Below are 16,203 nucleotides of genomic sequence, written 5' to 3'. Positions count from 1 at the left end.
GGCAGGCTTGTAGCTCAGGTGGTTAGAGCGCACCCCTGATAAGGGTGAGGTCGGTGGTTCAAGTCCACTCAGGCCTACCAGTTCTTGCGTACTCTTCGTTGTGACCCCGGAACGCACAGTTCAGCGTGCCTGGCGTCGCCACGTCCTGATTACAGAAGAATCATGGTCACGGGTTTTACCTATTTGGGGCTATAGCTCAGCTGGGAGAGCGCCTGCCTTGCACGCAGGAGGTCAGCGGTTCGATCCCGCTTAGCTCCACCATCAACCTGCGGTTGATACCCAAAACTTCAGAATGCATTTTCGAGTGCATTGCGAAGTTTTACTGCTCTTTAACAATCCGGAACAAGCTGAAAATTGAAACGACGCGTCGCGCCATTTCTCCGTAACAGGGAATGGCACAGCGATGCGGACGAGTCTCTCAAATGCTTGCAGTCTGCACGCGTTGCAAAACGCCTGTGGGTTGTGAGGTTAAGCGACTAAGCGTACACGGTGGATGCCCTGGCAGTCAGAGGCGATGAAGGACGTGCTAATCTGCGTAAAGCGCCGGTAAGGTGATATGAACCGCTACAGCCGGCGATGTCCGAATGGGGAAACCCGGTGCACTCAGTGCATCATTGCAGCATGAATACATAGTGCTGCAAGGCGAACCGGGGAACTGAAACATCTAAGTACCCCGAGGAAAAGAAATCAACCGAGATTCCCCCAGTAGCGGCGAGCGAACGGGGAGCAGCCCAGAGCCTGAATCAGCTTGTGCACTAGTGGAAGCGTCTGGAAAGGCGCAGGGTACAGGGTGACACTCCCGTACACAAAAGTGCATGAGCTGTGAGCTCGATGAGTAAGGCGGGACACGTGGTATCCTGTCTGAACACGGGGGACCATCCTCCAAGGCTAAATACTCCTGACTGACCGATAGTGAACCAGTACCGTGAGGGAAAGGCGAAAAGAACCCCGGCGAGGGGAGTGAAACAGAACCTGAAACCGTGTACGTACAAGCAGTGGGAGCACCCTTGTGGTGTGACTGCGTACCTTTTGTATAATGGGTCAGCGACTTATATTCTGTAGCAAGGTTAACCGTATAGGGGAGCCGCAGGGAAACCGAGTCTTAACTGGGCGTTAAGTTGCAGGGTATAGACCCGAAACCCGGTGATCTAGCCATGGGCAGGTTGAAGGTTGGGTAACACTAACTGGAGGACCGAACCGACTAATGTTGAAAAATTAGCGGATGACCTGTGGCTGGGGGTGAAAGGCCAATCAAACCGGGAGATAGCTGGTTCTCCCCGAAAGCTATTTAGGTAGCGCCTCGTGAACTCATCTCCGGGGGTAGAGCACTGTTTCGGCTAGGGGGCCATCCCGGCTTACCAACCCGATGCAAACTGCGAATACCGGAGAATGTTATCACGGGAGACACACGGCGGGTGCTAACGTCCGTCGTGAAGAGGGAAACAACCCAGACCGCCAGCTAAGGTCCCGAAGTCATGGTTAAGTGGGAAACGATGTGGGAAGGCACAGACAGCCAGGATGTTGGCTTAGAAGCAGCCATCATTTAAAGAAAGCGTAATAGCTCACTGGTCGAGTCGGCCTGCGCGGAAGATGTAACGGGGCTAAACCATGCACCGAAGCTGCGGCAGCGACGCTTAAGCGTTGCTGGGTAGGGGAGCGTTCTGTAAGCCGCAGAAGGTGGTCCGTGAGGGCCGCTGGAGGTATCAGAAGTGCGAATGCTGACATAAGTAACGATAAAGCGGGTGAAAAGCCCGCTCGCCGGAAGACCAAGGGTTCCTGTCCAACGTTAATCGGGGCAGGGTGAGTCGACCCCTAAGGCGAGGCCGAAAGGCGTAGTCGATGGGAAACAGGTTAATATTCCTGTACTTGGTGTTACTGCGAAGGGGGGACGGAGAAGGTTAGGTCAGCCGGGCGACGGTCGTCCCGGTTTAAGCGTGTAGGCTGGTTATCCAGGCAAATCCGGATAATCAAGGCTGAGGCGTGACGACGAGGCTCCACGGAGCTGAAGTGACTGATACCCTGCTTCCGGGAAAAGCCTCTAAGCATCAGGTAACACGAAATCGTACCCCAAACCGACACAGGTGGTCAGGTAGAGAATACCAAGGCGCTTGAGAGAACTCGGGTGAAGGAACTAGGCAAAATGGTGCCGTAACTTCGGGAGAAGGCACGCTGGCGCGTAGGTGAAGGGACTTGCTCCCGGAGCCGAAGCCAGTCGAAGATACCAGCTGGCTGCAACTGTTTATTAAAAACACAGCACTGTGCAAACACGAAAGTGGACGTATACGGTGTGACGCCTGCCCGGTGCCGGAAGGTTAATTGATGGGGTTATCGTAAGAGAAGCTCTTGATCGAAGCCCCGGTAAACGGCGGCCGTAACTATAACGGTCCTAAGGTAGCGAAATTCCTTGTCGGGTAAGTTCCGACCTGCACGAATGGCGTAATGATGGCCAGGCTGTCTCCACCCGAGACTCAGTGAAATTGAACTCGCTGTGAAGATGCAGTGTACCCGCGGCAAGACGGAAAGACCCCGTGAACCTTTACTACAGCTTGACACTGAACATTGAGCCTTGATGTGTAGGATAGGTGGGAGGCTTTGAAGCGCGGACGCCAGTCCGCGTGGAGCCAACCTTGAAATACCACCCTTTAACGTTTGATGTTCTAACGTGGGCCCGTGATCCGGGCTGCGGACAGTGTCTGGTGGGTAGTTTGACTGGGGCGGTCTCCTCCCAAAGCGTAACGGAGGAGCACGAAGGTCAGCTAATCACGGTCGGACATCGTGAGGTTAGTGCAATGGCATAAGCTGGCTTGACTGCGAGCGTGACGGCGCGAGCAGGTGCGAAAGCAGGTCATAGTGATCCGGTGGTTCTGAATGGAAGGGCCATCGCTCAACGGATAAAAGGTACTCCGGGGATAACAGGCTGATACCGCCCAAGAGTTCATATCGACGGCGGTGTTTGGCACCTCGATGTCGGCTCATCACATCCTGGGGCTGAAGTAGGTCCCAAGGGTACGGCTGTTCGCCGTTTAAAGTGGTACGCGAGCTGGGTTTAGAACGTCGTGAGACAGTTCGGTCCCTATCTGCCGTGGGCGCTGGAAAACTGAGGGGGGTTGCTCCTAGTACGAGAGGACCGGAGTGAACGCACCGCTGGTGTTCGGGTTGTCATGCCAATGGCACTGCCCGGTAGCTAAGTGCGGAAGAGATAAGTGCTGAAAGCATCTAAGCACGAAACTTGCCCCGAGATGAGTTTTCCCTGACCCCTCGAGGGTCCTGAAGGGACGTTGAAGACGACGACGTTGATAGGCCGGGTGTGTAAGCGCAGCGATGCGTTGAGCTAACCGGTACTAATGACCCGTGAGGCTTAACCTTACAACGCCAGAGGCGTTTTTGAGAGAGATTCAGCTTGTGACGGATAATTCTGCGCGGCCTGCGGGCGGCGCGGAGACAGAATTTGCCTGGCGGCACTAGCGCGGTGGTCCCACCTGACCCCATGCCGAACTCAGAAGTGAAACGCCGTAGCGCCGATGGTAGTGTGGGGTCTCCCCATGCGAGAGTAGGGAACTGCCAGGCATCCAACAGAAAAGGCCCCTGCGTCTGCAGGGGGCTTTTTTACGTCTGCAGAAAAGTGATCCCGTTCCAGACGGCGGACAGATTATCAATCCTGCTCTGGATCTCTATTAGGATCACGCATAGCCGGATCGTTTCAGTCATTTCATGGCAACTACGCCCAAATTTACTCCAACCCGTTTGCCGCTCAGCTTTGCTATTACACGTAGAAGCAAAAATCTTATCCCAAATAAAGCTGAAACATTTTCATTCACTGCATGAAAACATCGACAAGTGCAATGTACCAGGCTAATGTTGGGCATCTGGATGTCTAAACGTTTATATGGTTGTAAGAGGTAAGCAGGCTATGCCAATCAGGGTTCCCGACGAATTACCGGCAGTGAATTTTTTACGTAACGAAAATGTTTTTGTCATGACGTCGTCACGCGCCAGTGTTCAGGAGATCCGTCCGCTTAAAGTATTGGTACTCAATTTGATGCCAAAGAAGATTGAGACAGAAAATCAGTTCCTGCGTTTGCTTTCCAACTCGCCGCTGCAAATCGATATCCAGTTATTGCGTATCGACAGCCGCGAATCTCGCAATACGCCAACGGAGCATCTCAATAACTTCTACTGTAACTTTGATGATATTGAGCACGATAACTTTGACGGCTTAATCGTTACAGGCGCACCTCTCGGCCTGGTCGATTTTAATGATGTGGCTTACTGGCCTCAGATTCAGCGTGTACTGCATTGGGCAAAAGAGCATGTCACATCGACCCTGTTTGTCTGTTGGGCGGTTCAGGCTGCGCTTAATATTCTTTATGGCATTCCAAAGCAAACGCGGCAGAACAAACTGTCAGGCGTGTTTGAGCATCAAATTTGCCATCCTCATTCACTGTTGACGCGAGGTTTTGATGATAATTTCCTCGCACCGCACTCACGTTATGCAGATTTTCCTACGCAGCTGATTACTGATTACACTGATTTGGAGCTGTTTGCTGAATCGGAACAAACAGGCGCTTATTTGATGGCGAGTAAAGATAAGCGTCTGGCGTTTGTTACAGGTCATCCGGAATATGATGCGCTGACGCTATCGGGTGAGTATCACCGTGATTACGAAGCGGGGCTAAATCCTGATATTCCGTATAATTATTTTCCGCATGATAATCCTGAGTTGCCGCCCCGTGCCACCTGGCGCAGTCATGGCAACCTGTTGTTTTCAAACTGGCTCAACTATTACGTCTATCAGATCACGCCATTCGATTTGCGTCATATGAATCCAACGTTAGATTAAACGGTCAGTTCCTGCTCTTCATAACCGTGGCCGCTGTGCGCTGCCACGGTTTTTTTATGCCTGAAATTCATTTTCTGAAATTTATTCCACCCTTTCTCTAAATTTAAACCTCCTGAAAACAAGCCATTACATTGCTATTCAATTGAAAATGGAAATAGTTTTTGATTTTGAAAATTATTTGCATATGCTTTGATCCTGTAGGTTAAAAAATTAGCCTGCTTGCAGATCCCGGCTTTCGTTTCGCCAAGTAACAGGAGTATGCCACTATGACTGACTCGGTTATCAGCAATGCTCTTCATTTCACGCAACCCCTTGAAGCCATTGATAAACAGCTGCTTACACCAGAAACGATCATTTTTTTGCAAGATTTGATTATGCGCTTCGCGCCACAACGTGAGGATTTACTGCAAGCGCGCCTGGTACGTCAGCAAGATTATGACAATGGGCAGCTTCCAGGTTTCAATATGGAAACAGCTTCCATTAGGGAAAGTAACTGGAAGATCCTTAGCATACCGCAGGATTTATCAGATCGGCGGGTGGAAATCACCGGTCCGCCAGAACGTAAAATGATCATCAATGCATTAAATGCCAACGTAAAAGTTTTCATGGCCGATTTTGAGGATTCACTCTCGCCAGAGTGGCATAAGCTGCTCGAAGGGCAGCAGGCATTGCGCGAAGCGGTGAAAGGCACGCTGAGTTATACCAGTGAGAAGGGCAAGATTTATCAGCTACGAGCCGATCCTGCGGTGCTGATGTGCCGGGTACGTGGCCTGCATCTCTCTGAAAAGCATGTTACCTGGCAGGGTAAAGCCATTCCGGCTGGGCTATTTGATTTCGCGCTCTACTTTTTTCATAACGCTGAAGCTCTGTTAGCGAAAAAGAGTGGCCCCTATTTTTATTTGCCAAAAACAGAAAGCTGGCAGGAAATTGCCTGGTGGCGTGAGATCTTTCGCTTCACTGAAGATCGCTTTGATCTGCCGCGTGGCACCATCAAAGCTACCGTCTTGATAGAAACCTTACCGGCTGTATTTCAGATGGATGAGATCCTGTGGAATCTGCGCGATCACATTGTGGGTCTGAACTGCGGACGCTGGGATTACATCTTCAGCTACATCAAAACACTGCGGCAACATGATGATCGCATTTTGCCGGATCGCCAGTCAGTCAGCATGGCGCAGCCGTTCCTCGATGCTTATTCACGCTTACTGATTAAAACCTGTCATAAGCGTGGCGCGTTAGCCATGGGGGCATGTCAGCACTGATCCCGGATAAGGACGCGGCACGCAATGAATGGGTGCTACAGCGGGTCACCGAAGATAAGCAGCGAGAAGCACAAAACGGACATGACGGAACATGGATTGCGCATCCAGGCCTGGCGGATACGGCAATGGCAGTGTTCAACCAGGCGCTGGGCGATCAACCAAACCAGCTACACGTATTACGCGAAGATGATGCGCCCATAACAGCCGAACACTTACTGTCGCCCTGCGAAGGCCAGCGCACTGAAGCGGGTATGCGCGCCAATATCCGTGTTGCGCTGCAATACCTTACAGCCTGGATCAGTGGCAACGGCTGCGTACCGATTGATGGCCTGATGGAGGATGCCGCCACCGCGGAAATCGCACGTACCTCAATCTGGCAATGGATACGTCATCAGCAACGGCTGGTTGACGGAAGAGTGGTAACCGCCGAGCTGTTTCAACAGCTGTTAAGCGAGGAATTGCACCGACTTCAAACTTCATCTGGCGAGGCGCGTTTTAGTGCGGATCGTTATGGTGAAGCGGCCCGCTTAATGACGGAAATTACTCTCGAAAAACAGCTGGTTTCATTTCTCACCCTGCCAGGCTACCGCCTGATCCCTTGACTGAAGGAGCCGTTGCCATGATGCGTACCCAACAAATCCAACAGATTGAACAACAGTGGCAGGATGCGCGCTGGAAAGGTATTACTCGTCCTTACAGTGCCGCAGATGTAGTTAATCTGCGCGGGTCGGTGAACCCGGTCTGCACGCTGGCAGAGCGTGGCGCTGAAAAATTGTGGTCACTGCTCAACGGCGAAGCGAAGAAAGGCTACATCAATAGCCTTGGCGCCTTAACCGGCGGTCAGGCGCTACAACAGGCTAAAGCCGGCATTGAAGCGATTTACCTTTCCGGCTGGCAAGTGGCGGCAGATGCGAACCTGGCCGGGCAGATGTATCCCGACCAGTCGCTTTATCCGGTGAACTCAGTGCCGGAAGTGGTGACACGCATTAATCAGACCTTTCAGCGTGCCGATCAGATTCAGTGGGCGGGGGTATTGAGCCAGGCGACAGTCGCTATATCGACTATTTTTTACCCATAGTCGCTGATGCAGAAGCGGGTTTTGGCGGCGTACTCAACGCTTTTGAGTTGATGAAATCGATGATTAGCGCAGGTGCCTCGGCAGTCCATTTCGAAGACCAACTGGCGGCCGTGAAAAAATGTGGTCATATGGGCGGTAAAGTGCTGGTTCCTACTCAGGAAGCTGTGCAAAAACTGGTCGCAGCAAGGCTGGCTGCCGACGTGATGCATGTTCCGACAATATTGCTGGCCCGGACCGATGCCGATGCAGCAGATTTAATTACCTCAGACTGTGATGAATACGATCGTCCGTTTATTCGCGGCGATCGCACCGCAGAAGGTTTCTTCCGCACCCATGCCGGTATTGAACAAGCCATCAGCCGGGGGCTGGCTTATGCGCCTTATGCTGATGTGCTGTGGTGCGAAACCTCCACGCCTGATTTGACGATGGCGGCACGTTTCGCTGAAGCGATACATGCCCGGTTTCCAGGCAAGCTGCTGGCTTACAACTGCTCACCTTCCTTTAACTGGAAGAAAAATCTCAATGATAAAACCATTGCTCGCTTCCAGCAGGCACTCAGTGAAATGGGCTATCGCTTTCAGTTCATCACGCTGGCGGGCATTCACAGTATGTGGTTCAACATGTTTGATCTGGCCCAGGCATACGCGCAGGGTGAAGGAATGCGCCACTACGTCGAGAAAGTGCAGCAGCCCGAATTTGCTGCGCGTGAACGCGGCTACAGCTTCTCTTCGCACCAGCAAGAAGTCGGCACTGGCTATTTCGATCGGGTGACGACGGTAATTCAGGGCGGTCAGTCATCCGTCACGGCGCTGACCGGTTCGACTGAGGAGCATCAGTTTTAACGCTGCGTCTCCCGCCTGGCCTTTTGCAGGCGGGACTTTTCGGAGAGCAGGCTATGTCGCCACGCGAATCACTGATTGCGCATACCATTTTGCAGGGTTTTGACGCCCAGTATGGCCGCTTTTTAGATATTACTGCAGGCGCACAGCAACGCTTTGAGCAGGCCGAATGGCATGCGGTGCAGCTGGCAATGAAAGCGCGCATTCATCTCTATGATCATCACGTTGGGTTAGTCGCCGATCAGCTACGGGTGCTGAATGACGCCGATCACTGGGACGACGCGTTTTGGTTGCGAATAAAAAACCATTACGAAACCTTATTGCCGGGCTATCCACGCTATGAGATTGCCGAAAGCTTCTTTAACTCTGTCTATTGTCGGCTACACGGGCATACACATCTGCAACCCCAGCGGCTCTTTATTGTGAGTTCGCAGGCTGCGTCCCCCGCAGCTGTGCCTGCTCGTCCGCTGGCTCGCCGTTATCGACCACAACAAGGCTGGCTGCCGCTCATTCATCAGGTGCTAACAGACTTGCCGTTGACCTTGCCGTGGCAGGATCGGGCGCGTGATGAAGCGTGGATTATTCGGCATTTATTTGAGCACTTTTCCCCTGAGCAACTGAGTAAAGGCTGGCTGGATGTTAGCTGCGAGCTGTTCTTTCGTAATAAAACCGCATGGATAGTGGCGCGTTTACATTTACCGGATGGCATTCATCCCTGTCTGCTGCCGATTCAGCGCAGCGACAAAGGCGAACTGTGGATTGATACCTGCCTGACCACAACCGATGATGCCAGCATCGTGTTTGGCTTCGCGCGCGCGTATTTTATGGTGTATGCACCGGTGCCAGCCGCGCTGGTGGCCTGGCTGCAACCGATTTTGCCGGGCAAAACGCTGGCTGAACGTTACATGGCGATTGGTTGCCAGAAACACGGCAAAACAGAAAGCTATCGTGAATATCTTCAGGCGCTGGCGCACTCTACTGGCGCATGCGAAATCGCGCCAGGCGTGCGCGGCATGGTGATGACGGTGTTTACACTGCCTGGTTTTGATCGGGTATTTAAAGTGATCAAGGATCGCTTTGCCCCGCAAAAGAGGTGACCGAAGCGCAGGTCCGTGCCTGTTATCAACGTGTTAAAGAGCACGATCGCGTCGGTCGGATGGCGGACACGCAAGAATTTGAACACTTTTCTCTGCCGCTGGCGCGTATTTCCCCAACGTTAATGGCGGAGCTGAATGCGACCATTCCTGAAAAAATGCGTATTGAAAACGATCGGCTGATCATTCGCCATCTTTGGCTGGAGCGCCGGATGCAGCCACTGAATCTTTATCTGGCGCAGGCGAGTGCTGCACAGCGACAGCAGGCTATTGCTGAATATGGCAATGCGATCAAGCAGCTCGCGGCGGCAAACATTTTTCCCGGTGATATGTTGTTCAAGAATTTCGGTATCACGCGGCATGGGCGCGTGGTGTTTTATGACTATGACGAAATTCGGCCAATGAGCGAGCTGCAATTTCGCGATGTACCCCGGGCGCGCTATGAGGAAGATGAGTTAAGCGCCGAACCCTGGTATAGCGTAGGGCCGGATGATGTCTTTCCCGAAACCTTTCGCTACGCCTTATGCAGTGAGGCGGCAACCGGCGCGTTATTACAACAGCTGCATCCTGAGCTTTTTGATGCTGGCTGGTGGCGCAGGCAGCAGCAGCGTATTGCACAAGGCCACATAGAAGAGGTGATGGCCTGGCAACAGTCACAGCGGTTTAGTGTGCGCTACGGTGAGGCATTTGCTTAGGGGTATAAACGACGATGGAATAAAGACCACTTTTTATTATGGTTTAGCGTGTATTATTCCGCAGGGAAACATTAACAGTGGAGGTTACATTATGCCTGTTCCGGCTTATTTATAGTTAAAGGACAATGGCGGTGCGCTCATTAAAGGTTCTGTGGATGTGGAGAGCCGGGAATGCAGCATTGAGATTATCGGTTTTTCGCATAGCGTGTCGCTGCCAGTTGATTCATAACCGGACAAATCACAGGTAAACGGATACACTCGCTTGTCTCACTGGAAAAGGAATTTGATTCATCCAGCCCTTATCTTTTTAAAGCGGTAACAACTGGCCAGAAATTAATGTCAGCTGAAATTAAGTGGTACCACATTAACGATACAGGTCAGGAAGTTGAGTATTACAACATGCTGCTGGAAGGCGTAAAAAACGTTTCGTTTAATCCAGGCATGCCGAATGCAAAAGCGCCGGGCACGCAGCATATCAATCATACGGAATCGATCGCGCTGATGTATGAGAAAATCACGCATAAATTTTGTGATGGTAATGTGCAACACGCCGATAGCTGGCAGAATCGCTAATAAAAGGGGCTTAATGCCCATTACTTTTTTATAAATTTAATTGAAAATAAATAAATAGCAATCGTCAAGGATGTGTTTGTTAAGAGAAGCGTTGTTATATTTATTTTTTCGGTTGGTTTTAAATAAATCTCATAATTTATGAGTTTTGCCAGAGTGAAAAATATAAAAAAGAATAGCAGGCTTTTTGTTAATAATTGAGTCAAACCAGGCAAGCATCTTTAAAGTGGCTAATTAAATTACTGTTTTTCCTCTAATATATAAAAATATTTGCACACATGGCGAGTAGATTAACATGGCAATGATGAGTTGTAATGCCATGTCGTTTACCCGGTGAATATACTCATGTGAAGGGTTATTTACTGTCAGGTTAGCAATTTTAATTGCCATACTAAACGGGAAGACTTCAGACCAGATAATATGTTTATAGCTTAATTTCGCGACACGATAGAAGATTGAAAAGAAGAAGACTGTTTTCAGTAATTTACAAGCAAGAAAAAGCATTCTGTATTACCTCAATTGTGCCGTAGGTTGCGAATTGAGAGTTAGGGATGTTCTCTTTTTTTGGCCAAGAATTGCTCTTCGGATTTTAAGGGAATCTGAACGGTGAGGTCATGTTATGCAGCCTTCTGATCGCATTCCGGGATGTAGCCGAAATGCTCCACGTTCAATATTTTTTATGAAAGTCGTGTCATTAATTACCGCAGCTTCACGATATAGTGCGAGCCATTCTGAATGATCTACATAATAATCAGTACGGCTTTTAATAAAATCGATACCTGTAGCTCTTAATGAGTTAAAAAACTCCCGTGAGACCTGTCGACAATATAATACCTGCCTGCTGGAATCGGCCCTACATTAGGGATATGCTCGCAACCACTTTGGTTAAGGCAGCTGCCTTGCCCTGAAAACGCCAGAAAGGTGCCAACACCATAAATTGACAGAGGTGAATAGTGGGCACCGTTGATGATGAACTTTCCCTGTATAGCCACAACCCATCCCTTATTTGATAAACCTTGTTTATTATAGGGGTTTTATGGCATGAACAGCTTTTAATTATATAAGGCTGTTGCGCAGATCACGCTGTTTAAATTCACGACATTAACGCCCGCTATAGGCCAGTGTGACCTGGCGCGCTTCACGAATAACCAGCGCCCCTAACTCAGTAATGCGATCGTCTGTCATGCGGGCGATCGGTCCAGAAATAGAGAGCGCCGCAAAGGCTTCGCCGTGTTCGTCATAGATCGGCGCGGCGACGCAGCGCAAACCGAGTGCATGTTCTTCATCATCAAACGAGAAGCCGATTTTACGCACCTGTGCCAGATTCGCTTTCAGGCTTTGCGGTGACATCAGCGTATTTGGCGTGTAGTAATGCAGGCCTTTTTGATGCAGCAGTGCCGTAACCTGGTCGTCACTCAGATGGGCAAGAAACGCTTTCCCAGCGCCGGATGCATGCATCGGTAACTTACCACCAATCGGTGCTGACATACGCATAAGCTGTGTGCACTGTACTTGATCGATAATCACCGCCTGATGATCGCTCAGATCCAGCACCGCCAGGTTAACCGTTTCACCAGAGACTTCCATTAGCGTGCGCAGGACCGGATGCACCAGCGCCAGCAGATTGCGGCTCTGTAAAAAACTGCTGCCAACCACAAAGGCATGTGCTCCGATAGTCCAGAAGCCAAGATCGCCCACCTGACGCACAAAACCCTGTTGCTGCATCGTGCTCAGCAAGCGATGCGTTGTGGAATTAGGTAAGCCAGCTTGCTGCGCCAGTTCGGTGAGCGCCACGCTGCCGTGGGATTCAGCGATTAATTCCAGCAGCGTCAGGCCACGGGTTAAAGACTGAACCTGGCCGCCAGCAGGTGCGGCAGCGGCGAGTGTACCGCGAGGTTTCTTACCGCGCTTTGCGGTAACGGGCGTAGCCATTGCTGTTCTCCTTCTGAAATATGGAAATCATTTTCGTTTTAATTGGCTGATTTGCAAACAACGCTTTACTGGTCGGATCTGTATAGCCAGTCGCCTGAAAATGTCTCATATAAGGTTGCTTTGACCCTTAACGAAGTTATGACAGTATGACGGCGGGTATTTTAGCCAGCAGATTGACGTGAACGAGGCTTCAGTGAGCAATAAAATCGAAACGCTGCATCAGCAGCTCGCGCAACGCATTATGGTGCTGGACGGCGGCATGGGCACCATGATCCAGAGTTACAAGCTGGATGAGCCGGATTTCCGTGGCAGCCGTTTCGCTGACTGGCCCTGCGATCTTAAGGGCAACAACGATCTGCTGGTTTTAAGCAAGCCGGAGGTGATCCGCGCGATCCACAACGCCTACCTGGCTGCGGGTGCCGATATCCTCGAAACTAACACCTTTAACGCCACCACCATTGCGATGGCGGATTACCAGATGGAGGCGTTATCGGCTGAGATCAACTATGAGGCGGCCAGACTGGCGCGCGCCTGTGCAGATGAATGGACGGCAAAAACACCGGATCGCCCGCGCTACGTCGCAGGCGTGTTAGGGCCAACTAACCGTACCTGTTCGATCTCGCCTGATGTAAACGATCCGGCATACCGCAACGTCACCTTTAACCAGCTGGTAGAAGCGTACCGTGAATCCACCCGGGCGCTGGTGGAAGGGGGCGCTGACCTCATTATGATCGAAACGGTGTTTGATACCCTGAATGCCAAGGCTGCGATCTATGCGGTCCAGACTGAAATGGAATCGCTTGGCGTTAAGCTGCCGTTGATGATTTCTGGCACCATTACCGATGCGTCAGGCCGTACCCTTTCTGGACAAACCACAGAAGCCTTTTATAACTCGCTGCGTCATGCCGAACCGCTGTCGTTTGGCCTCAACTGTGCGCTTGGCCCTGACGAGCTGCGCCAGTATGTTGCAGAGCTGTCGCGCATCGCGGAAGGCTATGTCACTGCTCACCCGAACGCCGGATTACCGAACGCTTTCGGTGAATACGATCTCGATGCCGATATTATGGCGCAGCAGATTGGCGAATGGGCGACCTCTGGCTTCCTTAACATCATCGGCGGCTGCTGCGGCACGACGCCAGAACATATCGCGGCGATGGTGAAAGCAGTTGAGGGCGTTGCGCCGCGTAAGCTGCCTGATATTCCCGTCGCCTGCCGTCTCTCTGGCCTCGAGCCGCTGAATATCAGTGCTGAATCGCTGTTCGTTAACGTGGGTGAACGTACCAACGTAACCGGCTCGGCTAAATTTAAGCGCCTGATCAAAGAAGAAAAATATAACGAAGCTCTGGAAGTTGCGCTCCAGCAGGTTGAAAGCGGCGCACAGATCATCGACATCAATATGGATGAAGGGATGCTCGACGCCGAAGCGGCAATGGTGCGTTTCCTCAACCTGATCGCCGGTGAACCTGACATTGCCCGCGTACCGATCATGATCGACTCCTCAAAGTGGGAAGTGATCGAAAAAGGCCTGCAGTGTATTCAGGGCAAAGGCATTGTTAACTCTATTTCAATGAAAGAGGGCGAAGAGGCCTTTATTCACCATGCGCGTCAGGTGCGTCGTTATGGCGCTGCGGTCGTGGTAATGGCATTTGATGAGGTCGGTCAGGCGGATACCCGTGCGCGCAAGATTGAAATCTGTCGTCGCGCCTACAACATCCTCACCCAGCAGGTGGGTTTCCCGCCAGAAGATATCATTTTCGATCCGAACATTTTTGCCGTGGCGACTGGCATTGAAGAACACAACAACTACGCAGTGGATTTCATCGGTGCCTGTGAGGATATCAAGCGCGAGTTACCGCACGCGATGATCTCCGGCGGCGTCTCCAACGTCTCGTTTTCGTTCCGTGGTAATGATCCCGTGCGTGAAGCCATTCACGCGGTTTTCCTCTATTACGCTATCCGTAAAGGCATGGATATGGGCATCGTCAACGCCGGTCAGCTGGCAATTTATGACGACCTGCCTGCCGGGCTGCGCGATGCAGTGGAAGACGTCATTCTTAACCGCCGTGAAGATGGTACTGAACGCCTGCTGGATTTGGCTGAGAAATATCGCAGCAGCAAAAGCGAGGGTGCAGAGGACAAACAGCAGGCCGAATGGCGCAGCTGGGATGTGGTGAAGCGTCTGGAATATTCGCTGGTTAAAGGTATCACCGAGTTCATCGAGCAGGACACCGAAGAGGCACGCCAACAGGTTCCACGACCGATCGAGGTAATTGAAGGCCCGCTGATGTCAGGCATGAACGTAGTTGGCGATCTGTTTGGCGAGGGCAAAATGTTCCTGCCACAGGTAGTGAAATCGGCGCGCGTGATGAAGCAGGCGGTGGCTTATCTGGAACCCTTTATCGAGGCGAGCAAAGAAGCGGGCCGCAGCAACGGCAAAATCGTGCTGGCGACGGTAAAGGTGATGTACACGATATCGGCAAGAATATCGTTGGCGTGGTATTGCAGTGTAATAACTACGAAATTATCGACCTTGGCGTAATGGTGCCGGGCGAAAAAATTCTGAAAACGGCGCGGGAAGTAAATGCTGACATCATTGGCTTATCGGGCCTGATTACGCCGTCGCTGGATGAGATGGTCAACATGGCCAAAGAGATGGAGCGCCAGGGCTTCACGTTGCCGTTACTGATTGGCGGTGCGACAACCTCAAAAGCGCACACTGCCGTAAAAATTGAGCAGAACTACAGCGGGCCGACAGTCTATGTGCAGAACGCCTCACGCACCGTTGGCGTCGTCTCTTCGCTGCTGTCGCCAACCCTGAAAGATGACTTTGTGGCACGTACCCGTAAAGAGTATGAAACGGTGCGCATTCAGCATGCGCGCAAAAAGCCCCGTACGCCGCCGGTTTCGCTTCAGGCTGCGCGTGATAACGCCACCAGCATCGACTGGGAAAACTACACGCCACCTGTCGCGCATCGGCTGGGTGTCAGCACGGTGGGGGCGAGTATTGCTACGCTGCGTCACTATATCGACTGGACGCCATTCTTTATGACCTGGTCACTGGCAGGTAAATATCCCCGCATTCTTGAGGATGAAGTGGTGGGTGAAGAGGCGAAACGCCTGTTTGCAGATGCCAATGCCATGCTGGATATGCTGAGTGAAAAGGGCACATTAACGCCGCGCGGTGTGGTCGGCATTTTTCCGGCCAACCGTGTAGGTGATGATGTGCATATCTATAAAGATGAGCAGCGCGATCAGGTTTTGTGTGTGAGCCATCACTTACGCCAGCAGACTGAGAAAACAGACTTTGCTAATTATTGCCTGGCCGATTTTGTTGCACCTGAATCGAGCGGTAAAGCTGATTATCTCGGCGCGTTTGCCGTCACCGGTGGGCTGGAAGAAGACGCGCTGGCGGAGGCTTACGATCGCCAGCATGATGACTACAACAAAATTATGGTGAAAGCGGTCGCCGATCGCCTGGCTGAAGCCTTTGCGGAATATCTGCATGAGCGGGTACGTAAAGTCATTTGGGGTTTTTCACCCAATGAAAACCTCAGTAATGAAGAGCTGATTCGCGAAAACTATCAGGGTATTCGTCCTGCGCCAGGTTATCCGGCGTGCCCGGAACACACGGAAAAAGCAGCGATTTGGCAGTTGCTGGATGTCGAAACCCAGACGGGCATGAAGTTAACCGAATCGTTCGCCATGTGGCCTGGCGCCTCGGTTTCAGGCTGGTACTTCAGCCACCCTGACAGCCGCTATTTTGCCGTCGCGCAGATTCAGCGCGATCAGGTTGAAGATTATGCGGCGCGTAAGGGCATGTCAGTTACCGAGGTTGAACGCTGGCTGGCTTCCAACCTGGGTTACGATGCGGATTAAATAATAAGGGCGACCAA

Annotated in this window: 4 protein-coding genes, 2 tRNA genes, 2 rRNA genes and 5 pseudogenes; 10 read left to right on the top strand and 3 right to left on the bottom strand. The window is 51.6% G+C overall.

What is annotated here, in order from left to right; translation table 11 throughout:
- Nucleotides 1-3: 3 nt before the first annotated feature.
- The 9 genes and pseudogenes from O3W44_RS11415 (at nucleotide 4) to tssD (ending at nucleotide 10,381) form a co-directional block, all read left to right on the top strand.
- A tRNA-Ile gene (locus O3W44_RS11415) sits at nucleotides 4-80 on the top strand.
- 105 nt (nucleotides 81-185) lie between these two features.
- Nucleotides 186-261 (top strand) — tRNA-Ala (locus O3W44_RS11410).
- 205 nt (nucleotides 262-466) lie between these two features.
- Nucleotides 467-3,366: ribosomal RNA gene (locus O3W44_RS11405) — 23S ribosomal RNA — on the top strand.
- An 85-nt stretch (nucleotides 3,367-3,451) separates the two neighbouring features.
- A 5S ribosomal RNA gene (gene rrf, locus O3W44_RS11400) occupies nucleotides 3,452-3,567 on the top strand.
- Nucleotides 3,568-3,910: 343 nt separating this feature from the next.
- Nucleotides 3,911-4,840 (top strand): homoserine O-acetyltransferase MetA, encoded by a 930-nt coding sequence (gene metA, locus O3W44_RS11395; RefSeq protein ID WP_269293166.1) that lies wholly within the window; start codon nucleotides 3,911-3,913, stop codon nucleotides 4,838-4,840.
- A 266-nt stretch (nucleotides 4,841-5,106) separates the two neighbouring features.
- Nucleotides 5,107-6,704, top strand: a pseudogene (gene aceB, locus O3W44_RS11390) (malate synthase A).
- A gap of 17 nt (nucleotides 6,705-6,721) precedes the next feature.
- A pseudogene (gene aceA / locus O3W44_RS11385) lies at nucleotides 6,722-8,022 on the top strand (isocitrate lyase).
- Nucleotides 8,023-8,075: 53 nt separating this feature from the next.
- A pseudogene (gene aceK / locus O3W44_RS11380) lies at nucleotides 8,076-9,808 on the top strand (bifunctional isocitrate dehydrogenase kinase/phosphatase).
- Between the two features lie 139 nt (nucleotides 9,809-9,947).
- Nucleotides 9,948-10,381 (top strand): annotated as a pseudogene (gene tssD / locus O3W44_RS11375) (type VI secretion system tube protein TssD).
- A gap of 609 nt (nucleotides 10,382-10,990) precedes the next feature.
- On the opposite strand, the gene O3W44_RS11370 reads toward tssD, so the two are convergent.
- From O3W44_RS11370 to iclR, 3 genes are all read right to left on the bottom strand, one after another.
- Nucleotides 10,991-11,077 (bottom strand): hypothetical protein, encoded by an 87-nt coding sequence (locus tag O3W44_RS11370; RefSeq protein ID WP_269294426.1) that lies wholly within the window; start codon nucleotides 11,075-11,077, stop codon nucleotides 10,991-10,993.
- Nucleotides 11,078-11,166: 89 nt separating this feature from the next.
- Nucleotides 11,167-11,370 (bottom strand): tlde1 domain-containing protein, encoded by a 204-nt coding sequence (locus O3W44_RS11365; protein ID WP_269293165.1) that lies wholly within the window; start codon nucleotides 11,368-11,370, stop codon nucleotides 11,167-11,169.
- A 109-nt stretch (nucleotides 11,371-11,479) separates the two neighbouring features.
- Entirely contained in the window at nucleotides 11,480-12,310 is an 831-nt protein-coding gene (gene iclR, locus O3W44_RS11360) for a glyoxylate bypass operon transcriptional repressor IclR (protein ID WP_269293164.1), read from the bottom strand.
- A gap of 193 nt (nucleotides 12,311-12,503) precedes the next feature.
- Here iclR and metH point away from each other — a divergent pair.
- A pseudogene (gene metH / locus O3W44_RS11355) lies at nucleotides 12,504-16,186 on the top strand (methionine synthase).
- Nucleotides 16,187-16,203 lie beyond the last annotated feature (17 nt).

It is taken from the genome of Pantoea sp. LMR881 (assembly GCF_027157825.1).
In the GTDB taxonomy this organism is placed as follows: Bacteria; Pseudomonadota; Gammaproteobacteria; order Enterobacterales; family Enterobacteriaceae; genus Pantoea; species Pantoea haifensis.
This window is presented reverse-complemented; position numbering and strand designations above follow the sequence as displayed.

Bases quoted from the DNA above. Each gene is read 5' to 3' on its own strand.
- iclR (WP_269293164.1), bottom strand. From the start codon at position 12,310: ATGGCTACGCCCGTTACCGCAAAGCGCGGTAAGAAACCTCGCGGTACA.
- metA (WP_269293166.1), top strand. From the start codon at position 3,911: ATGCCAATCAGGGTTCCCGACGAATTACCGGCAGTGAATTTTTTACGT.